20 protein-coding genes are annotated in these 21,833 nt (G+C 45.3%); 9 read left to right on the forward strand and 11 right to left on the reverse strand.

Annotation, left to right across the window (positions count from 1 at the left end; genetic code table 11):
- Positions 1-170 precede the first annotated feature (170 nt).
- Positions 171-581 (forward strand): hypothetical protein, encoded by a 411-nt coding sequence (locus tag RTP55_RS07015; protein ID WP_065262556.1) that lies wholly within the window; start codon positions 171-173, stop codon positions 579-581.
- A gap of 217 nt (positions 582-798) precedes the next feature.
- Positions 799-1,698, forward strand: a complete 900-nt coding sequence (locus tag RTP55_RS07020; RefSeq protein WP_312385171.1) for an alpha/beta hydrolase family protein — start codon at positions 799-801, stop codon at positions 1,696-1,698.
- Positions 1,699-1,808: 110 nt separating this feature from the next.
- Here the strand turns inward: RTP55_RS07020 and RTP55_RS07025 are convergent, their stop codons facing one another.
- Positions 1,809-2,525, reverse strand: coding sequence for an RluA family pseudouridine synthase (locus RTP55_RS07025; protein ID WP_312385174.1), 717 nt, complete (start codon positions 2,523-2,525; stop codon positions 1,809-1,811).
- A 69-nt stretch (positions 2,526-2,594) separates the two neighbouring features.
- On the opposite strand from RTP55_RS07025, the gene RTP55_RS07030 reads away from it, so the two are divergent.
- On the forward strand, positions 2,595-2,777 hold the full coding sequence (locus tag RTP55_RS07030) for a hypothetical protein (protein WP_160001213.1): 183 nt from the start codon (positions 2,595-2,597) through the stop codon (positions 2,775-2,777).
- Between the two features lie 57 nt (positions 2,778-2,834).
- On the opposite strand, the gene hemL is transcribed toward RTP55_RS07030, so the two are convergent.
- The 3 genes from hemL to RTP55_RS07045 form a co-directional block, all read right to left on the reverse strand.
- On the reverse strand, positions 2,835-4,154 hold the full coding sequence (hemL, locus tag RTP55_RS07035) for a glutamate-1-semialdehyde 2,1-aminomutase (protein ID WP_312385188.1): 1,320 nt from the start codon (positions 4,152-4,154) through the stop codon (positions 2,835-2,837).
- 290 nt (positions 4,155-4,444) lie between these two features.
- The gene (gene ppk2 / locus RTP55_RS07040) at positions 4,445-5,371 is read right to left on the reverse strand and encodes a polyphosphate kinase 2 (protein ID WP_409418425.1); all 927 of its coding nucleotides are present in this window, start codon (positions 5,369-5,371) and stop codon (positions 4,445-4,447) included.
- A 582-nt stretch (positions 5,372-5,953) separates the two neighbouring features.
- Positions 5,954-6,265, reverse strand: coding sequence for a YqfO family protein (locus tag RTP55_RS07045; protein ID WP_312385190.1), 312 nt, complete (start codon positions 6,263-6,265; stop codon positions 5,954-5,956).
- Positions 6,266-6,484: 219 nt separating this feature from the next.
- Here RTP55_RS07045 and RTP55_RS07050 point away from each other — a divergent pair, with 219 nt between their 5' ends.
- On the forward strand, positions 6,485-6,919 hold the full coding sequence (locus tag RTP55_RS07050; protein ID WP_051499825.1) for a YeeE/YedE family protein: 435 nt from the start codon (positions 6,485-6,487) through the stop codon (positions 6,917-6,919).
- Between the two features lie 23 nt (positions 6,920-6,942).
- Positions 6,943-7,371, forward strand: coding sequence for a DUF6691 family protein (locus RTP55_RS07055; RefSeq protein ID WP_312385191.1), 429 nt, complete (start codon positions 6,943-6,945; stop codon positions 7,369-7,371).
- An 8-nt stretch (positions 7,372-7,379) separates the two neighbouring features.
- Here the strand turns inward: RTP55_RS07055 and RTP55_RS07060 are convergent, their stop codons facing one another.
- Complete coding sequence (locus tag RTP55_RS07060) at positions 7,380-8,039, reverse strand: TetR/AcrR family transcriptional regulator (protein WP_219331685.1); 660 nt, start codon at positions 8,037-8,039, stop codon at positions 7,380-7,382.
- A gap of 260 nt (positions 8,040-8,299) precedes the next feature.
- Here RTP55_RS07060 and RTP55_RS07065 point away from each other — a divergent pair, with 260 nt between their 5' ends.
- Together RTP55_RS07065 and RTP55_RS07070 are read left to right on the forward strand one after the other, a co-directional pair.
- Positions 8,300-10,027: a GMC oxidoreductase gene (locus RTP55_RS07065; RefSeq protein WP_312385193.1), complete on the forward strand. Its 1,728-nt coding sequence runs from the start codon at positions 8,300-8,302 to the stop codon at positions 10,025-10,027.
- Positions 10,028-10,073: 46 nt separating this feature from the next.
- Positions 10,074-11,516 carry a coniferyl aldehyde dehydrogenase gene (locus RTP55_RS07070; protein ID WP_312385194.1) on the forward strand — a complete coding sequence of 481 codons (1,443 nt, stop codon included), beginning with the start codon at positions 10,074-10,076 and terminating at the stop codon, positions 11,514-11,516.
- Positions 11,517-11,673: 157 nt separating this feature from the next.
- Here the strand turns inward: RTP55_RS07070 and RTP55_RS07075 are convergent, their stop codons facing one another.
- A complete protein-coding gene (locus RTP55_RS07075; RefSeq protein WP_312385196.1) occupies positions 11,674-12,918 on the reverse strand; it encodes an oxygenase MpaB family protein in 1,245 nt (414 codons plus the stop codon).
- Between the two features lie 102 nt (positions 12,919-13,020).
- On the reverse strand, positions 13,021-13,149 hold the full coding sequence (locus RTP55_RS07080; protein WP_257619907.1) for a hypothetical protein: 129 nt from the start codon (positions 13,147-13,149) through the stop codon (positions 13,021-13,023).
- A 145-nt stretch (positions 13,150-13,294) separates the two neighbouring features.
- Between RTP55_RS07080 and RTP55_RS07085 the strand changes: the two genes are divergently transcribed.
- Positions 13,295-14,947: an MFS transporter gene (locus RTP55_RS07085; protein WP_312385199.1), complete on the forward strand. Its 1,653-nt coding sequence runs from the start codon at positions 13,295-13,297 to the stop codon at positions 14,945-14,947.
- Positions 14,948-15,066: 119 nt separating this feature from the next.
- Positions 15,067-16,179 carry an HlyD family secretion protein gene (locus RTP55_RS07090; protein WP_312385200.1) on the forward strand — a complete coding sequence of 371 codons (1,113 nt, stop codon included), beginning with the start codon at positions 15,067-15,069 and terminating at the stop codon, positions 16,177-16,179.
- Positions 16,180-16,218: 39 nt separating this feature from the next.
- Here the strand turns inward: RTP55_RS07090 and RTP55_RS07095 are convergent, their stop codons facing one another.
- From RTP55_RS07095 to RTP55_RS07110, 4 genes are all read right to left on the reverse strand, one after another.
- Positions 16,219-18,054, reverse strand: a complete 1,836-nt coding sequence (locus RTP55_RS07095; protein ID WP_312385201.1) for a 3-hydroxyacyl-CoA dehydrogenase — start codon at positions 18,052-18,054, stop codon at positions 16,219-16,221.
- A 154-nt stretch (positions 18,055-18,208) separates the two neighbouring features.
- Entirely contained in the window at positions 18,209-18,844 is a 636-nt protein-coding gene (locus RTP55_RS07100) for a DUF1269 domain-containing protein (RefSeq protein WP_312385202.1), read from the reverse strand.
- Between the two features lie 37 nt (positions 18,845-18,881).
- The gene (locus tag RTP55_RS07105) at positions 18,882-20,036 is read right to left on the reverse strand and encodes a catalase family protein (protein WP_312385203.1); all 1,155 of its coding nucleotides are present in this window, start codon (positions 20,034-20,036) and stop codon (positions 18,882-18,884) included.
- Between the two features lie 80 nt (positions 20,037-20,116).
- Positions 20,117-21,700 (reverse strand): Dyp-type peroxidase, encoded by a 1,584-nt coding sequence (locus RTP55_RS07110; RefSeq protein WP_312385205.1) that lies wholly within the window; start codon positions 21,698-21,700, stop codon positions 20,117-20,119.
- Between the last annotated feature and the right edge of the window lie 133 nt (positions 21,701-21,833).

Below are 21,833 nucleotides of genomic sequence, written 5' to 3' on the forward strand. Positions count from 1 at the left end.
ATGTAATGTTCCTGAACTATTCAGCAACAACCTAGCAAAACTTGTTAGGTACAACCTGTCAGTCGACCCCAATTATTTGGTTATCTAGTTGCCTAATTAATTAATTATTTATTTAGTTAGTTAGCTAGTTACCTCGTTAATGGGGGCTTGCTGCCAGTTAGGAACCTGCTATGAAACTATTAAATACGATTGCGTCAGCCGTAGCCTTGATGGTTGCAACGACGACTTGCAGCTTTGCCGCTACCGAAATTGATGAAAAAGATTTTGGTCCAACCTATGGTTCCATGGTCGCTGATACCATTGTGGGTAAGCCATTGGGCGCATTGGCAGTGGTGGGCGGCGTGGTGACAGCGATTGCCAGTATGCCATTTACCATCTATAACGATGAAATCGATCAGGTAGAACGCAAGCTGATTCTTGAGCCACTGGCGGCACTCGATCGCTGCTTGGGCTGTACCCCTGCTGAAGACCAATATTTTCGCTCACAGCGCCCTAATAATAACCAAGTGCGCGTTACCGTTGATGGACCTTCTGAGATTTTAATCAACACCAACCAAAAAGTTGTTGTGAAAACCCCTTAGTTTTTTCGTCAACGATTCAAGCAAGCAATTAGCCGCCGCTGATTGCTTTTTTTATGACTGTTATGTTCATGATAACTTTTTTGCACCGATAAATTGTTTGCTATAGTCGGTTTTAAACGAGTCTTATCATCATTTGTCAACATTTGGCTGAGTACTCGTATAAAAAGCGCTCGTATAAGCTTGTATAAAAAGTTGATTACCAAGGAAGATAACAGTCATGTCGAACCTAAATCTAAAAACACCGTCAGCCTTAGCCTCACACCCTACCCAGGAAACCATTCAAATAGCCACCAAACACCCTGCCACACTGGCGGCGACTGTGTTTCGTCCCGATACGGTTAAAGCAGCAGTGATGATTGCGCCCGCAACAGGTATCAAACGGCAGTTTTATCAAAATTTTGCACAGTATTTAATGGAGCATGGCTATGGCGTCATCAGCTATGACAATGAAGATATTGGCGAGTCGATGCAAGGTGACCTCAAGCACTCTAATGCATCATTGATTAGCTGGGGACGCTACGATATGACTGCGGTGCTTGATAGGCTGATTCAAGAGTTTCCCAATACCAGCTATCATCTGGTCGGTCATAGCGCAGGCGGTCAATTATTTGGTTTGATGCCCAATTATCACAAGTTCACATCCGTGTTTAACGTTGCCTGTTCATCTGGGCAAATCCGCAATATGGCGATGCCATATCGTGCCAAAGCCATGTGGTTTATGGATGTATTTATTCCCGTGTCCAATGTGTTGTTTGGCTATACCCAATCAAGCAAGATTGGCATGGGCGAAGACTTGCCCAAAAACGTCGCCAAACAGTGGCGAGATTGGTGCAATGGCGCAGGCTATATCAAAACCGCTTTTGGTAAAACAGTGAAAACCCACTATTACAATGAGGTTAACTTGCCTGCACTGTGGGTGAATGCCCCAGATGATGATATCGCTAATGATAAGAATGTCGCCGATATGATTCGGGTGTTTCCTAACATGCAAGCCACCACCAAAACACTACAGCCCAAAGATTATGGCTTACAGCATATCGGTCATATGAAGTTTTTTAGCCGACAAAACCAGCTACTTTGGCAGCAAACCCTTGATTGGTTGCACCAACATGGGTAATTAAACAAGGGGCATGGTGATTATGCCCCTTTTTTGCTGCTAACCTTAGGATGAAAACAGCACTCTAAACGTTATCATTTTAAAAAATAGATTGCTAACAACCTACGCGGTTAAAACGGCACGGGGCTTTCCCATTCCATCCATACACCCGTATTGGGATGCTTTAAACGCAATTTGCGTGCATGCAAGCAAAGCCTAGGCGATAAATCAAACGCTTGACCGTCCAATACATCTTGCGCGTAGATGGGGTCGCCAAGCATCACATGTCCGATATGGAGCATATGGACGCGTAGTTGATGACTGCGCCCTGTGACAGGATACAAGGCGACACGGCTAACTGCCTTACCCTCACGCAGTTCGTGGTGCAAGGTTTCATATTTCGTATAGGCGCGTTTATCCCAATTCATATCGACGATATGCTTGGGTTTTTGTGGTGGGTCGTAGCGCACCGGCACATCGATTTCGCCTTGCTGTGGCGGCGTTCCCCAGACCAGCGCTTGGTATTCTTTGCTCGGAATACGCTCGATAAATTGTTTGCTGATATGGCTTTGCGCCTCGCTATGACGCGCAAAAATAATAATGCCTGAGGTGTCCATATCAAGTCTGTGAATAAGTTTGACGTTGGGGTCGGCTTTGAGCAAACGAGATTGCAAGCTTACTTTGAGTTCTTTACCATCCACGGATAACAGCCCGTGCGGTTTGTCGATGACCCAAATGTCGTCATCGCGATATAGGGTAACAGATTTGGCAAACTCATCAAAAAAGCTTTGCGGTTTTAGCTTCTCTTCTTCGTTATATCGAGCAATTTTTTCTGCAGTTAAAGCCATATTACTTCGTCATGATTCATTGAAAAGTGCTATATTAGCATAACATTTGATGGATTTAGGCATGATAAAATGAATAATGAAAAACTCAAAAAAATAACGCTATGGTGTATGGCAATCTCGGCTTTACTGTTGACACTTAGTTCTTTAATAAATTATTTTCAAAGAAAAGATATGGCTGAGCAACGACAAAATATCGACCAAGCGACTGAATTTCTCAAGCAAATCCCACAAAACGCCAGTGCGCCAAATTAGCAGCCAATACAAAAGGCTACGTTAAACAATAGCCTTTTTTAAACCTAAATAATTAAGTTAAGCTTTATTTGCCATATCTTTAAACACGTCTTTTGCCGCTTGCAACGTGGCATCTAAGTCCTCTTGCGAATGCTCACTACTTATAAATGCTGCCTCAAAGGCGGATGGTGCAAGATACACACCGCGATCGAGCATACCGTGGAAGAAGGTCGCAAATTTTTGCGCATCGCATTGACATACCTCTTCAAAGTTTTGTGGCAATGTATCGCTATCAGTAAAGAACATCCCAAACATACCGCCACAGCGCGTGGTTTTAAAGCCAATACCCACCTCTTTCGCCAACTGTTCAAGATTATCCGTCAAGTAAACGACTTTTTCGCTTAATGCGTCATAAAAACCCTCAGCCGTGAGCAAATCAAACATGGCAATACCGGCACGCATCGCCAGTGGATTGCCTGATAAGGTACCTGCTTGATACACACCGCCTAACGGCGCGATACATTCCATAATCTCACGTTTACCACCAAACGCCCCGACTGGCAGACCTGCACCGATGATTTTACCAAACGTGGTCAAATCTGGTGTGATGCCAAAATGGGCTTGCGCTGACTGTAAGCCAACCCTAAACCCAGTCATCACTTCATCAAAAATTAGCACAGCGCCATGCGCGGTACACTCAGCACGCAAGGTATCGTGAAATTCTTGCGTGGGTACAATCATGTTCATGTTGCCGGCGATAGGCTCGACAATTACACAAGCGATGTCATTGCCAAATTGCGCAAAGCAGTCTTTGATGGCTTGTGGGTCGTTGTAACGAATCGTGATAGTATGTTTGGCAAAATCGGCAGGCACCCCTTTTGAGCTGGGTTCACCGATATCTAGCATGCCTGAACCCGCTTTGACCAGCAGACTGTCGCTATGACCGTGATAACAGCCTTCAAATTTGACAATTTTGTCGCGCCCTGTATAGCCCCGTGCTAGACGAATCGCAGACATGGTGGCTTCAGTACCTGAGCTGGTCATACGGATTAATTCAACACTCGGAATCAATTCGCAGATTTTGTCCGCCACCGTAGTCTCAAAGGTGGTGGGGGCGCCAAAGCTTAACCCGTCATCTGCCGCATTTTTGACCGCTTCGATAATATGGGGGTGCGCATGACCCAAAATCATCGGTCCCCATGAGCCCACATAATCTATATAGGGTTTGCCTTCGGTATCATACATTTTGCTGCCACGGGCACGGCTGATAAACACAGGCGTACCCCCCACGCCTGCAAACGCCCGCACAGGTGAATTTACACCACCAGGGATATGGGCTTTGGCTTGTCTAAACAGTAATTGGTTGGTTGTCGAGTTGTTTGAGTTATTTGAATTCATGGGGCTCTCAGCTGGATAAATTTTTGCCTATTTTAACAAAATTCGGGGGTATTGAATACGCTTGCCGTCTATCTTGAATTTGGCTGGCTTGAATTTGGCTGGCTTGACTTTGGCTGACGAAAAATAGGGCTCGTTGATAAAAAATGTGGTTTTGGCTTTTTTGATATGTCCCTACTTTTTTGCCTCAATGGTAGTGACCAAGTGAGCACTATTTTTAACGCTAAAAAACCCCAATGCCGTGCACTGGGGTTGTTGTTTTGCGGTTTTTGACCCATTATTTTACTGGGCAATTATTTGTGGGCTTTAAACGAGATATTGGGTACTGCCAATTCGTTATATTCGCCTTTTTCATATAAAGCCCCTGCACGACCCACAATCAATGGGTCAACTGTCCCCACCACTTTCGGGTCCTTATTGTCGTAAGGTAGTTTGCTTAATACATAGCGCATCGCATTCAAACGCGCGCGTTTTTTATCGGTTGACTTGATGACAATCCAAGGCGATTCTGCACTGTCGGTGTTAAAGAACATGGTTTCTTTGGCAAGGGTGTAATCATCCCATTTGTCAAGTGACGCTTTATCAATGGGTGAGAGTTTCCATTGTTTGAGCGGATGGGCTTCACGCTCGGCAAAACGGCGACGCTGCTCTTCACGACTGACTGAGAACCAAAATTTGATTAAATGAATACCTGAGCTAATCAGATGTTTTTCAAACTCTGGGACTTGGCGCATAAAGTCATTGTATTGGTCTTCGGTACAAAAACCCATGACACGCTCGACGCCAGCACGGTTATACCATGAACGGTCAAATAGCACGATTTCGCCCTTGGTCGGTAGATGCTGGACATAACGCTGGAAGTACCATTGACCCGCTTCTTGCTCGGTGGGTTTTTCAAGGGCAACGACTTTGGCACCGCGCGGATTTAAGTGTTCCATAAAGCGTTTGATGGTACCGCCTTTACCTGCGGCATCACGACCTTCAAAGATGATGACGATTTTTTGCCCGCTATCTTTGACCCATTTTTGCAGTTTTAATAGTTCAACTTGTAGCTCGTATTTTTGGGCTTCATAGTTTTTGCGTGACATACGGTTTTTGTAGGGATAACCGCCTTCACGCCAGTTGTCAGCCAATTCGTCGTCTTTGTTGATTTTGCTTTGCACGCTAGTGGTTTGGCTGCCAAATAGTTTTTTGACTTCGTTGATTTCATCGTTGGACATACCATTGATCAGCGCTTGCAAGTGCTCTGCCATTTTCTCGACATCGCCTGTAGTTAGGTCTTGATTCATGATGCTCTCGATGGCGCGTTTTTTGGCATTGGCTTTTTCACTCACCCCTGCTTGCTGCGACTGCTCAAGCAACACTGTGGGGTCGGTCTCATAAGGTTGGTCAATACGCTCGGTCGCTGGTGTTTTAGTACTGCGGCGCGCTGGGGTCTTTGTAGCTAGGGTCTTTGTAGCTAGGGTCTTGGTAGGCTGCGACTTTTGGGGCTTCGCTTTATCCGTTTTGGCATTGTCAGTTTTGGTACTGTCAGTTTTAACACTATTTGTCGCTGTGCTATTGGGGGGATTTGCCATGTCTCACTCCTTAAATTCAATGGTCGGCTGATGGGTTGAAGTAAAGTGTAACAAATTATTTACTATTGACTATAGACCATTTAAACCCAAGCCACAATCGCTTTTTGCCCTACATTCTGGTCATAATTTTCACTTGTAGTCGAGGCAAAAAAGGCGTTTAATAACCTTAGGCATGTAAGTAGATAGGTAAGCGAATCAGTCATCGGGTGAGGATAAACTGGATGATTAAATATCTTCAAGCTTTAGCACATCATAAGCGGGGGTTTCATACGGGTGTGCCTGTTTTAAGGCTTGCACTACCGCTTTGATGCGCTCATCTGCAACCACCATCTCGACTCGCCATTCTTCGATTGTTTGTAATTGATTGGTGGTACCAATAAAGGCTTGATTGCCTGCCAATGGCATAAACTGTCCTGTACCCAACACCTGCCAACAGCAATACTGATAGTTGCCAATGTGCCCTGCCCCTGCGTCAAACAAGGCTTGCTTTACAGCCTCTAGATAATCCGTCGGTATGTATGTGGTGAGTTTATACATGTGTTGCCTTATTAAACTGTTAAGCCGTTAAGCCCTATCATCATGGTTTTGTATTTGTTTTAATCTAGATTTAATCTAACATAGTTTTTTTGCAAAAAGCGCGTTGGTCGACGGTTTTTCGTTGATTATTCCCCCGTTTTAAAAAAAATCCACCATAAATTCGCCATATATTATACAATATTGTATAATATATATTATTGTGAAATGCTTAGGTGGCGTATGTTGTTATTTTCTATTGCTGATTATAGTCATCCATTGGTGGGTGGCATGTTGATTGGGCTCTCTGCGGTTATGCTTTGGTGGAGTATTGCCAAGATTGCTGGCATCAGTGGCATTGTCGCCAGTCTCTGGCAGCCAAACTCACCTGATTTTGCTTGGCAATTGGCGTTTTTTGTGGGCTTGCTGGTATCGCCTTGGGTGTTTGCTATGTTCTTTAACTTGCCAACCATTGAGGTAACCTCATCGCCTTGGCTGTACATTATCGCAGGTTTGCTAGTAGGTATTGGTACGCGGATGGGCTCAGGGTGTACCAGTGGTCATGGTATCTGTGGCAATGCACGTTTTTCACCGCGCTCACTGCTGGCCACCATTACCTTTATGTCCGCAGGGTTTGTGACGGTGTTTATCGGTCGTCATTTGTTGTCATTGATTTAATTGAGACGTTAGGGGCATATATCATGCGAAAAGAAATTGTGTTATTAATCAGTGCTATCTGTGGGTTGGTTTTTGGTACGGGTTTGATTGTCAGTGATATGGCAAACCCAAAAACCGTGCAAAGCTTTCTTGACCTCGCAGGCGATTGGAATCCTGCGTTGATGTTTGTGATGGTTGGCGCGCTCATTGTCGCGACCATCGGTTTTAACTTAAGTCGCTTAAAAAAGACCAGCCTATCGGGTGCGCCGTTTCCAATGATTCGCCGCGGTATTGATAAGCGCTTGGCGATTGGGTCGATGATATTTGGTATCGGTTGGGGCATCGCTGGTATCTGCCCTGCCCCTGCGGTGGTTCTGATGGGCATGGGTATCTGGCAAGGGGTGGTATTTTTTGTCGCCATGCTAGTAGGTATGGGGATGGTGATAGCGTTTGATAAAACCCAATCTGCTTAGTCATCAGTTTAGTCATCATTAGGGTGAAATAACCGATAAAACCCGCCCGCCATGAGCCAGCTTGCTAGTTGCTGTGGCGTTTCTGTTTGCCCTTGCCGCACCCAATGAATATAGGTGTGATACAGCATTCCTGAGGCGAATACCAGATTGTACTCCCCGCTTTTATCCTGTGTTGCTGTCATAGCTTGGCAAGTCAATGACTGCTTTTTGCGGTATTCGACAAAAATTTTGCTATTAAGGAGGGTGTCTAAAATCAGCCCTTCAAAGCCTTGATTGAGCAAAATCTTGGTTGATAACTCAAACTTGCTCAGATAGTCAAACACGCGTACCAAAAACGCATAAAACTCGCCCTCGCTTGCCGCCGTCAAGTCGATAAAAGGAAAATCATCCTCAATCTGCGTCAAATAGTCTTTGAGTAACGCAAGTTTGCTATCGTAATTGCGGTAATACCCCATGCGACTCACGCCTGCCTTTTGGGTCAGCTCGGTGACGCTGATATCAGCAAATGGCGTGGACTCCATGAATTTGAGCAGCGCTATGGCGAGCGAACGTCTGACCACGGTGTTGGCATTGCCCATGATATGCGCCTGCTGTCCAAAATCACTCAAGCTCGACTCAATACTCGTACCCGTGGGCGATGGAAGCGGTGTGAAGGTTGACTTTGGCACGCTTTAATCCTTTCAACTCAATCCTTTAACTTAACTTATCAAAACAAAACGAACCCAAATGTCACAGTTGCAGCAGCCTGCTGAAAAATTAGTATACCCTAATCAGGTGGCGCGTTGAACTGTTTAGCGCTAAACCGCTGTTATACAAAGACAGATACAGCCAAAAAGCCACTGCAAAGTAGCCCGCGGTAGGTCAGCTATAAGGACAACTATTCAAGATAACTATTTAATTAAGTTAAGGACGATAAGGAAAGCGATACATGGAAGGTCAATCATTTGATACGGATTTTTTGGTCATAGGCTCAGGCTTTGGCGGTAGCGTCTCGGCGATGCGACTGACCGAAAAAGGCTATCGCGTGATTATCGCTGAGCAAGGCAAGCATATTTCTCCTGAAACCATGCCCAAAACCGTGCGCGATATCAAGCAATTTTTGTGGTTGCCTGCGCTCAAGTACAAAGGTTTTTTTTCGCTTCAGCTATTTAAGCATGTCATGGTGCTGCATGGTAATGCAGTGGGCGGTGGCTCAATCACTTATGCCAACACCTTATTACAGCCAGAAGACAAAATTTGGCAACAAGGTAGCTGGGCAGGGCTTCACGATTGGCAAGCGGTGATGCCACAACATTATGAGACCGCCAAACGCATGCTAGGCGTGAGCCAAAACAAAAAAATCGGCAACGCAGATTTGATGCTACAAAAAATGGCAAACCTAAGTGGCGTGGGTGATAGTTTTTATCTTACCGATGTGGGCGCCTACTTTAGTGAACATGACAAGTATGCTCACCCCTCTGTCAATGGTGACCCGTATTTTGGTGGCGCAGGTCCTAAGCGCAGCCCTTGTATAGGCTGTGGTGGCTGTATGGTTGGCTGCCGTTATGGCGCCAAAAATACCCTAGATAAAAACTACCTGTATTTTGCCCAAAAAAATGGCGCTACCCTGCTCGCTGAAACCAAAGTCACGGATATAGTACCGATAACTGATGATAGCAAATCATCAAGCGACCCTGCCTATCAAAACGGCTCGCAAGGCTATCGGGTGACGCTGCAATCAGCGGATAAAGGTGAGTATCAAATCGCCACCCAACAAATTGTGCTGTCAGCCTCTAGCCTCGGTAGCCAAAAACTGCTGTTTGAGCAGCGCCATAAAGGCAATATGCCCCATATTTCCCCTTATCTTGGCAAGCGTATCTATACCAATGCTGAATCTTTGCTAGGCGTACGATTTTTGGATGAGCAACATGGCGCCATGAGCGATGGCGTGGCTATCGGCTCTGGGATTTATTTGGGTGATGGCACACATATTGAGGCGACGCGTTATCCTGAAGGTTTTAATATTGCGTCCTTTTTGGCGACGTTAAGCAATTATAAAAACGGCAAAAAAATGTCGCTACTGGTTTGGTTATGGTGTTTTATAGTGCAGTTTATCGTCAAGCCCCGTCAGGCGTGGCGTGCATTTCGACCGCATAATATGGCAAAACAAAGCCTTATTTTGCTATGTATGCAAAGCACGCCGTATGCGCTTGAAATGCGCTATCAAAAAAGCCCGTGGTGGCGGGCTTGGTTGGGTAGTCGCTACCAGATGCAAACCTATGGGCCTGCGATCCCCGCCTTTATCCCAGAAGCGAGCGCGTTTGCAGAGCAGATGGCAACCCAAATGGGAGGAATCGGTTATGGCGTGTTGTCGGAAGTATTTTTGAACATCCCAACCACCGCGCATTGTATGGGTGGGATTTCGCTGGGCAATTCTGCATCAGATGGCGTGGTCGATAAGTACCACCGATTGTTTAATTATCAAGGGTTTTATGTCTGTGATGGCGGCAATATCTCGACCAACTTGGGCGTCAACCCAAGCCTCACCATAACGGCGTTGACAGAGCATGCCATGAGCCATATTCCACACAAATCAGCCCAGTTACCGCATGCTGCGGATACCACGAGCCAAAACGCGACGCTGGTTCAAAAAGATGCTAGCAAGATACCGGCTTAACTGCTATGTTGAGTTAAAGTTTAACTAAATGATTGGGATAATACACATGACACCTCAAGACAATTCAGATGCAACTAATTCGGATGCAACTATCAATGCCATGCAGCAGCAGTTTGACATCATGCGAACGGCTAGCCGCCAAGACCAATATGTTGATTGGTCAATTCGTAGTGCGCGGCTAAAAAAATTAGAACAGCTGGTGATGGACAACCAAAGCGAGATTATCACCGCTATTCATGCCGACTTTGGACAGCGCCCAGCGGCTGAAACCACCATGCTTGAACTGTTCCCAACGCTTGAAGCCATTCGTTATACACAAAAGCACGGCAAAGCTTGGTCTGCCAAACAGCCCGTCAAAACTGGGATTTGGTTTTTGCCCGCTCGTAGTTATATCCAGCCGCAGCCGTTAGGGCTGGTGGGCATTATTGCACCTTGGAACTATCCGTTGTATTTGGTGATTGCGCCGCTGGCTGCCGCATTGGTGGCAGGCAATCGTGCGATGCTCAAAGTCTCAGAAGCCTCACCAAACTTTGAGCAGTGGCTGGCTAATGCGTTACCCAAATACTTTGCCGCAGACGAAGTGACCTTGATTACAGGGGGTGTCGAAGTCGCGCAAGCCTTTAGCCGCTTACCATTTGACCATTTATTTTTTACTGGCTCTACCGCAGTGGGCAAACATATCATGAAAGCCGCTGCACAGAATTTGACCCCTGTCACCCTTGAGCTGGGCGGCAAATCCCCTGTCGTGGTGACGCCGAGCGCTGATTTGGCAAAAACTGTCAACCGCGTATGGACAGGCAAAACCATGAACGCAGGGCAAACCTGTATTGCGCCTGATTATGTGTTGATGCAGGCGGATAAAAAACACGCCTTTATCGAACAATCAACCGCATGGCTTGACGCCCACTACCCCAATCTTGCAGACAATCCTGACTATAGCTTTGTCATCAATCCCAAGCAAGCCAGCCGCGTGCAAGGTTATCTTGATGAAGCCAAACAGCGCGGTGCCACCCTCATTCCACTGACCGATTATGAAGTGAATATCGAAACTGGATTTTTCCCGCCGATGATTGTCACCGATTTACCAAGCGATGCTAAATTGCTGACCGAGGAGATTTTTGCCCCCGTATTGCCACTGGTGTCCTACCAAGACTTGGCGCAAGCGGTGGCGTATGTGAATGAGCGTGACCGCCCACTGGCGCTGTATGTGTTTGGCGAGGACAAAACCGACACCGACTACGTGCTCGCGCATACGGTGAGTGGCGGCGCGTGTATTAACGAAACTATTTTTCACATTGCCCAGCAAAATCTGCCGTTTGGTGGTGTCGGGGCATCAGGAATGGGGCGTTACCACGGCAAATATAGCTTTGACACCTTCTCTCATCCAAAAGCGGTGTTTAAACAAAGTCACCTTAACTTCGCGCATTTGCTTCAACCACCGTATGGCAAGACCTTTTGGAACATGATGAAGGTGATTTTAAAAGCCTAGTGATTGCAATGCTTAGAGAAGCTTGTATGGATAACATTGCCTAGATAACCCAGCATAGACGACCTTGCCTAGATAACCTTTACTGTCGCTCTTGTAAATTAGTAACGTCGTATGTGCTAGTTGATTGGTATGTGCTAGTTGATTGGTATGTGCTAGCTCATTGGTAATAGTTGTCGTGCTTTTTGAGCCACCAGTTCATATTATCTTGGCGTTTGGCGCGAAATTGCTCCAATCTTTTGGCAATAGCCGCATTGTGTGCTCGCGCCGTATCAAGCCCAAACACAATCGGCACACTAACAAGCACGCCATAGCGCCATTTTGGGCTAGGCAGTCCCAAGCCATCGCCAATATCATCACCCACTAAAGTCCGTGTGACACTGGCATTGACGCGCTCAACCAGCTGTCCACGTCTGTTATCCTCACCCATAATTTGCGAGGGTAAATCATGCAGCGCTTTGGCGAGAGGTTTACCAAATTCAAAATCTAATTGCTGGGTTGCCAAATAGCTATAAAGCCATGCCCACGCCTCGGTTTCATCTTCAGGAATGCGCGCCAGCTCAATCCCCATCCACCAACTTGCCAGTTGCCATAAGTGCATGATGCCTTGGGACTCTTCGGCGCTGATTCTTGCCCCCAGTAATTTTAGTCCGCGCATAATGAGTAGCGAAAACTGCAAGTGGGTTGCCACCATATCGGTTTGGTTAATGGGCAACCCCCAGTAGCCACTGTCCCAATCATGGCTGCATAATTGTTGTCTTACCAGACCGTGTATCTGACGCACTTGCAGACTTTGCCGCCAACCTTCCGTGCCAATTGCCAATGGGGGTTGCTGGTTGCGGCTAATCGCTGGGTACTCAGACACTGCCAAAATATAGCCATAGGTTCGCATGAGCCTTGGCAATGCATCATGCACTAACGCCCCTGTTTTGATGAGTGGCAATGACAGCGCAGGGATACTATACCCTGCCATTAGCGCGACATTACGCAGTAACCAAATCAGCATTAACGGATAGCGCCGATAGGCAATTGCGCCAATCTCGGCAAGCTTGGCATCATACCAACTTGGATATTGGCAAAACTGCTGATACAGCGTCTCAAACGCGGGCTGTTGCAATAACGCTTTGGCTGCTGATACGTTATTCGTTTGCGCTATCCCTTGCTCATGCAAAATCAATTGCTGCAGGGGTTTGGCAAATTTGATACCGCTGGATAACAGCGCATCGACAGGCTGATCTGCGATACCATACCCCTGCTGCATCTGTTGCAATAAATCCTTTGACACCTCAAAATCACGGGGCAATAAAAATCGTTTGATACGCTGCAACACTTGTAAATCAGCATGGTGGTCAATGTCAGTATTGCGCCCCAGTGTCGGCAAATCGGTTTGATAAAGCGGGTTCATAGTAGTGGTAAATCAGTGATGAATAAACAGATAGCCTAGCGCATTTTGGCAAATAAAAAACACCTGTGCGCCAAAAAAATCGAATTTTTTTGTTTAAAAATGTTAGACCTTAATCGACTGGGTGTATTTACTGGCTGGATGAATTTGATCGTAGCTTGCCTGATGGGTTTCAGTGACCTGTGGGATAATGATTGGTTGAATAATGACGAGTTGGGTAATGATGACTAGCATAGCGCTAGTCCATGTCATATGTCACTTTAATAAAACTGCATCATGTCACATTTATCGAACTATTTTGTCGCTGACGCTAAGCCTATTTTTGATTACACTATAGCCAACCTCTCTTGTCTTAACAGTATCAAAATCGAGCTACCCTTTGAAATCACCTAGAATCTTAGAAACGCCACCCAATTGGACCGAGGATGAAAAACCCGCGTTACCCGGTTCACCGCCGAGTATTGATCACTCTCGATCAAAAAGCATTGTGTACTTTGTCATCGGCGTTTTTATTGCAATTTGTGGTGGCTTGGGCAACGGCATTATTACCGCCAATTTACCGCAAATCCAAGGCGAATATGCGCTGACACCCTCACAAGTGGCTTGGATACCTGCCGTGTATGTGATGGCAAATGTCAGCGCCAACCTGCTGCTGTTTAAAGCGCGTCAACAATTTGGATTACGCTGGTTTTCTGAAATCTCCTTGCTGATGTTCATGCTGGTGATGTTTATTCATATATTTGTGCAAAACTATCCGATGGCTTTACTGGTGAGGGCGATGGGGGGCTTTGTCGCGGCGCCGTTATCCTCACTCGGGCTTTATTATGTGATGCAAGCTTTTAGTAGTCAGTATCGCCTGCAAGGTTTATATATTGGTTTTGGGGTTAGTGCGCTGGCGATTCCGTTGGCTTGGATAATGTCCCCTTATTTGGTCAATGTGAATGACTGGACTCGGCTCTATACTTTTGAGTTTGGTTTGGCGCTGTGTTGTTTTGCGATGGTGGTCGCCGTCAAGTTGCCACGAAGTTTACGTATCGAAGTATATGAAAAGAAAGACATTCTCACCTTTTTGTTATTGGCGCCCGGTTTTGGGTTACTGTGTGGGGTGTTGGTACAAGGGTCGATTTTGTGGTGGGAAAACTCACCCTTATTGGCGTATATGCTTATTGGCGCGTTGGCGCTGTTGATGTCAGGCTTTTTCTTTGAGCATTACCGCAAAAACCCCTTGATTATGACTCGCTGGCTAGGGAGTTTTGCGTTATGGCGTTTTGTGGTGGGCGCTTTTTTACTGCGTTTGATTATGTCTGAGCAAAGTTATGCGGTAGTGAATTTTTTAAAATCCCAAGGTCTAACGTCCGACCAGTTTGTGGGTTTTTATACGGTCATATTTTTTGGTATGTTGGCAGGTTTGATAGTCAGCGCACTGACCTTTTCACGGGATCATTTGATTCCGCCAATGGTGGTGGCGACTTTGCTCGTAGCGGTTGCCAGTGTATATGATGCCAATATGCTCACCAGTGACGTACGACCCCAAAATTTTTATCTCAGTCAATTTGCAGTCGCGTTTGCAGGCTCACTGTTTATGGGTCCATTGGTATTGATGGGATTTGGGCTGACGCTGCGACAAAGCGTCAATCATGTTATCACCTTTATCATCTTGTTTGGGGCAACCCAAAACTTTGGCGGGCTGGTAGGCTCGGCTTTTTATAGCACCCTGCAACAGCAGCGCACCCAGTATCTTAAACAAAGTATTTTACAGCAAATGCAATCGACAGATGCCACAGTAACCCAGCGGCTTCAACAATACCAAGCAGGGTTTAAACCCGTCATCACCGACAACAATTTGTCGCAGCAACAAGCCCAACAATCCCTCAACCAAATTGTCACGCGAGAAGCGCAGATTAAAGCATATGGCGATATCATTACTGTCAACAGTTACATTGCCACATTCTTATTTGCTTGGGGTATGATTAATATCGCCCGCAAAAAATACATTGAAAATCGGCAAAAAGTAGCAATTAAGCAAACTTAGACTGGATAAGCTAGATGCGTATAACAAGGCGACCCAATTAGATAACTGTTTTTTTAGATAACAGTTTAATGATAAATAAAATTTAATCATCAATAAAATGCTTACGGAAAACCCAACTCATGAGTAGTGAAGCAAAAACCCAAAATGATGCGCCAGCTGATGACAGCGATGATAAACCCACACAGGCGCCTGAGAAGATTATCAACCCTAGACCGCTTACCTTAATTATCATGTTGGTGGTTTTTTTGCTCGGTGTTGGGGTAATTTTATGGGCATGGCATTTGGGTCCGTTTAACTCCCCACTGCAACAAACCGAAAATAGTTATGTCAAAGGCAATATCACCCTATTGTCGGCACAAATTAATGGTTATATCGAAAAAGTCTACGTCACTGATTTTGAGGACGTCAAACAAGGTCAGCCGTTAGTTAAAGTCAGCAGTGCTAACTACTCACAGCAAGTAGTACAAGCCGAGTCAGGTCTGGAACAAGCGACCACCAATTTAGCCAACCAGCAACAAATCATCGAGCAGCGCAAAGCCGATGTCAAAGCCGCGCAGGCAAAAGTAGCACAAGTTAAAACCCAGCTAGAATTGTCTATCCAACAGCTTAAACGACTTGAATCCTTGGTCGGTGTTGGCGCCGTGTCACAAAATGAAGTCGATACTGCCAAAGCGGCGGTTAAAAACAATGAAGCACTGATGAGCCAAGCAATAGCCAGTGTCGATGTCGCCCGCGAAGGTCAAAAGACCGCGGAAGTAGCAAAGATTGGTTTGGTGGCACAGATTAAAAGCGCCAATGCACAGCTAAATCAAGCCAATACCAACCAAGAATATGGCTTAATCACCGCCCCGACCTCAGGTAAATTAGGGCAAATCAATATCCGTACCGGTCAGCTGGTGACGCAAGGCACGCAGTTGGTTTACCTCATTCCAAAATCGATGTGGGTCATTGCCAATTTTAAAGAAACCCAAATTGATAAAATGAAAATCGGGCAAAAAGCGTGGTTTACTGTGGATGCCCTAGGCAAACAAAAATTTACGGGGGTAGTCAAAAGCATCTCCCCCGCAACAGGGTCAGAATTTAGTGTCATTAAAACCGACAATGCCACCGGGAATTTTACCAAAGTGGTACAGCGCATTTCTGTACGCATCGACATCGATGGCAACCAAAGTCGTCTGAATGAATTGATGCCCGGCATGTCGGTAGTGGCAACGGTAGATACGTCAAGTTAGTAAATTAACCCTTTTTTATTCTCCTCTACCAAACGCAGTTTAGTCAGATAAGCTTAAAAAATCTTTCGCTAAATAAGCTGGGTTAGGATATTGATAGAACCCTTCACCCGTGGCTTCACCCAATTTGTTGGTATCGACCAGTTCTGCTTTGAGCTTTTCAGCGGGCTGCTGCAAAGAAGGGTCCGTTTTTGCCAGTTCATTAAAGATATTGTAGTTGGTTGTCATGCCATTTTTATCCAAAATCGCCATCGGTCCAAAGGGTGAACCCGTGGCTATCATCCACGTTTTATCAATGGTTGCGGCGTTGGCAACGCCGTTTGCCCACAGTTTTAACCCCGCTACCAATAACGGAATCAATAAGCTATCAAGCACATAGCCCGATTGTTCTTTTTTCACCGCTATCGGTAGCATAGCAATGGCTTTGGCAAATTCGATGACGTCAGCATAGACTTGTGGGTCGCAACTTGGGGCCGCCATCAACTCCACCGTATTACGGATATGGATATGATTGGCAAAATGCAGCATCAAGAATTTTTCTGGACGGTTAGTAAAGGTTGATAACACGCTTGGCAATAACGTCGATGAGTTACTGGCAAACACGGTTTTGGCAGGGGCGGCGGCTGAGGCTTTGCTATAAAAATCTTTTTTGATGTCTAAGCTTTCTGGCACCGCTTCAATCAATAGGTCTGCATCTTTTAACGCCTCATTCAAGTCCGTGGTGTAAGCCAAATTGTTGCTAGCTGCTGCCACTTGGGCATCGGTTTCACCTAGGTCATGCTGATGCTGATTGGCAAGGTCGGTAAAGCGGGCTTTCGCCTTAGCAATCGCGTCATCGTTAATGTCATAAATCGTCACGTTAAACCCATGAAACGCACATTGCACCGCAATTTGGTTGCCCAATACCCCACTGCCTGCCACGGTAATATTTTTATAGGGTACTTTGGATAAATCCGCTTTGGGTGGTTTTAAAAAGTCAGGATTTTTAAAGGCGGGATTGGGGTATTGATAAAATCCTTCGCCCGTTGGCACGCCCAGTTTATTTTTCTCGATATACTCTTTTTTAAGCATATCAACGACCGCTTGGTCTTGTTGTTTGCCCTTGGCCACAGCAAGCTTGTAAATATTGTAAGGGGTAGTTAGCCCCAGCATGTCATAAAAAGCAAATGGTCCCATCGGCGAGCCTGTGCCAAGCATCCAAGTTTTGTCGATGGTTTGAATGTCAGCAATGCCTTGGATATACAGCTGCATCCCTGCATTTAACCAAGGATTGAGTAGTGAATTTAGTACATAGCCCGAGGTTTCTTTGTTGACGATAATAGGCACCATGCCGATTTGTTTGGCAAACGCGGTCACCGCATCAAATACGTTAGGGTCAGTATCGGCATGCGACATAATTTCGGCAAGATTGCGCTTCCAAATCTCATTGGCAAAGTGCATCATCAAAAACTTGGCAGGACGGTCGGTAAATTTGACCAAATCACTGGGCAACATGGTAGATGAGTTACTGACAAATACGGTTTTTTCGGGTGCGGCTGCGGAGGCTTTTTGATAAAAATCTTTTTTGATGGCGACATCTTCGGGCACCGCTTCAATCAATAGATCTGCGTCTTTCAAGGCTTCTGTTAAGTCTGATGTATAGCTCAAGTTTTGCTCAGCCTGTTTGGCTTGCTCGGCTGTTTCGCCCAAATCATCCTGATGGCGTTTGGCGATATTGGCAAATTTGGTTTTGGCTTTATTGAGTACCTCGTCATTGATATCATACACAACGACTTTAAAGCCATGAAACGCCGCTTGTACGGCGATTTGATAGCCCAAAACACCACTGCCTGCGACTGTTATGTTTTTAAAGTTAGAAAGGTTATTCAATTCTGACATACTATGCTCCTAGCGTTAATGAGCAAATACGCGATTTCATAATTGATGATTAAGGTAAATTATTTTTAATATTATCGTATTTGCTGTCGACTATTTTTAATTAGATTAAAAGAAAAAAAACCGTTAGTATGTTCAAACACTAACGGTTTTTGATTTATTTATGGAGATTGAGTTTTTCACCCAATTGATGAAATTTTTGGTTTATTTCATCACGAAATGCGTCCAATTTTGACGAAAGGTCAGCTTTGCGTTGTTCACGCCATACTTGTTGCAAGTGTTTAACCGCCTGGTCATGTGCTTCTTTGGCTGCGATGATTTCACTTTGTACATGAGCTACGTCAAAGCGTTGGCTATGCGTGTTATACTGCGCAAAAAAGTCGTTGAGTGGTTGCTCGTTTTGCTCTTGAACCAACGTTAAAATCGCCACTTCACCGTCTTTTAGATTTTGGGCAACGTATTCAAGTAACGATGATTGAGCAAAAGACGCTGCCGCACCGACATCACTACCGAGTACCATACCCAGTGAGCCGCCGATTAACAAACCTGCAGGTCCGCCCAATACGCCAAGCAATGCGCCTAACAGACCGCCTATAACCGCCCCACCACTAATTTGTTCGCCTTGGTCTAGGCTATCGATCGTTGTGATCACACCGTTTTCTTTTTTAATGAGTAACGCTTGCGCAATCAAGGTTTCAGCGTTGCTTTTGTAAGCTTTAAGCTCGGTAAAGGCTTTGTAGGCTTCAGTTGGTACATCAAAAATAGTGACTAAAATATTTTGTTGTGCTTTCATGTCTGTTATCCTTATTTTTTTAATTAGGTTTTTTTAATTAAAGGTTATAAAAATCTTTATTAAACGCTTCTTTTAGATTGGTTGGCTCGACACGTTTTTTATTGTTTAAGCTATGGCGAGTAGTGGAAGCGGTTTGATAAGCTCGAAGACGCGCATGTTGCAAATTACCAATCGGACGGTTGGCTTCAATACAACGAAACGGGGTAAATGACAAGTGTTCCATAATGTCAAAATTGCCGTCATCTGGTACATCTTGGCAAGGGATGGTGAGTTTTGCCACGGTCACAAAAGGCGCATCTTTTTCATCCCATTCTTTGGTCAAGTCATTGATGGGTTGGTCTTTTAAGTTACGGCACAGCTGGATTTGCACATCAAACTCATAATCATGCTCACGGATTTCTTGTAAAATCAAAGGACGAATCGCCTCGTTAGTAGCGTTGACATCGAGATCTCGGCGCTTGATTTTGGCTTGTGACGCTTTGGTCGGGGCGACACGGATTTTCGCCATATAGTCACCATGACGCACCGCCCCTTGTGAGTAAAAACTGTATAACAAGGTATTTTGCGGTTTGATAGTTTTAAACTTACTAAAAGCCCTAAAAGTCTTGAGGGATTCTTTGGATGGGAGTTTTTTGCCATATTGGGTAAGCCAATCAAAGGCAAATTTGGCCTGACCTTTCGCGCCTTTGGCAAAATAATCATTTAATTGTAAAAATAGCCGTGAAATATAACTATAGTCTTGAATGGTGTTACAAAAGAAAATAGGAAAATTAATCAGATTATAGTCAAAGTTTGGGCTATCTGGCTCATCTGGCAGTAATTTTTCGCCTTTGACACCAAAGACTTTAATCGCCAACCCTTGAGAAAGTCCCAACTTGTTGTCAGCAGCCACACGAGATGAGCCGTTAGAAAAACGAATCACCGCTTCATGACGAGCGGGTTTGGCATAGATACCTTGGGCATATTCTTTGGGCAGTTTTGGTAAAATCTCAAAGTTGGCTTTTAACGCACAGTAGCCTTTGGCATGGGCATCTCGGGTATGATAGTTGATTTTGTTAACCGTGTCTGATTTGCCGATATAGTCACGAATATCTGCAGTGATTTGGTCGATGGCTTTTTCATCGTCACTCGTAAGCTGGTCGATGGCTGGGTCAAACTTGGCATAACGACGACCGAATAATTTATTTAACATGATGATTGTCCTTTGTTATTTTTATCAGGTTAGGTGTACTAAAAGCTCCTAACCTTTTTTTATTTAGTTTTACGCTAATATTAATTTTCGTTAAGCTCACTAATCCATTTAAGTGCCGACAAGCTTGGTACAAAAAGATATTCACCGCCTTGTAGGGTATTAAATTGTAAAATATTGGTATGACGCTTACGAATTGGCTCATCGGGTACGGTGAATACATCGCTATCAGCGTCACTACCTGCGTGTACGCCTAGCATTGGGTCACGTTCTTCCCCAAGGTTCATAAAGTTACCGTCATTAATCCATTGGCTTTGCAAAAACTCAAGCGTGTCCATGGCATGCGCGTTGATACCGATAAAAAATAAACCCCGCTCTTGACCGTCGTCTTGGGTCACGTTGGGCGGCACGATATCGCCATACGATACACTACGGCGGATAATACGATGAAGACGCACATCGCTTAGAATAAAGTCTTTGGTATTGCGTGGGTTCATACGGCGAGCATGGGCACCAAATGGGCAGCCTTTGCCATAGGGATCATCCGTGTAGTCAAATTTATTGTTTGCTACATTGTCTTTGCCGAGGGCTTCATCATCGTGATCTGGGCTTAGGGTGATGGGAGCGCCCGAACGCCAGCGACCGAACATTTTTGCCCCCAATTTATCGGCTTTAGCTGGGTCATTGTCGCTTTGTTCTAGGCAATAGCGGTGAAAGTCAGCCACATTACTGCGGTATTTTCGCAGTACCATAAACGAGCCGTTTTTTCCCAATACTTCAGGCTGTGGCATGGGGGGTACCACGCCCGCTTCACCTTTATAACCTAACACAAATTCACCCGCCGCAATCGGACGTTCGGTGTTATTTTCAAGGGTGATACCACTGCCATCAACTTCTGGGTTACTGATGCCATCGCGATAACCAAACACGTTTTTGACGTCACCATCTGCGCCAAAATCATGTTCCACCAAGATTTCGATGGCGTTACGGCTGATATCTAGATAAGGGGCAAACGCCTGTTTAAGTTCGTCAAGTTTGGCTTGCCATTTTTCTTGGCTATCGGCAATTACCGCGCCACAAATATGAATATCGCCTTTATCACCAAATGGCGCAAGCCAGTTACTAGGGTCATTGTCGCCTTTGTCACCCAAGATATCGGAGCGACCTGCCATACCTGTTTTGAAATTTTCTGGGAAAGAATCAAGCGAGCTTTGCGGTAAGCCTAAAGCTTTTAGCCCCTCATACGTCATCACAATAGTCAAATTGGCATCCATATCTTTTTGGAAATTTTTTGAGCCTGTGACGTTTGGTAATACCGCTTTTAGTAATTCACGACCCGCGTTGCTGTCATTGACTTTTAGCGCGACAAGCGTGCCATAGTAAGGTGCAGGGCGGTCATGCAAAATGATGGCTTGAATATCCTCAAGTTCCATCGTAGCGATATTGGGATAGATAGCGTTCGTTGCCCGTGTGGTGACGCTGTGCAGCTGCGTGCTGATTTTTTGTCTGGCTTCGTGTACCCGTTCTTTGACACTGCCTTTCTCAGTGGGTGTATCGCTGTGTTCAAATTTGTCTTTAATGGCATCTATGCCATGCTCGATACCATCTTGTAGATGGGTTTTTAATTTGCCAAGTAGGCTTTCATTCGCTGGGTTGTCGTTATTCATGGTCGTTCCTAGCAGAGAATTTCAAAAATTTGATGCTAAGAATCTGCTCACCATGCACCACGCTAAATATCGCTTATGGTAAAAATCACGCAACAAATGGCTTTTGTATCGAAATTTTAACCTAAAGCTTGCC

The organism is Moraxella sp. CTOTU47579 (genome assembly GCF_032004885.1).
Lineage (GTDB): Bacteria > Pseudomonadota > Gammaproteobacteria > Pseudomonadales > Moraxellaceae > Faucicola > Faucicola tetraodonis.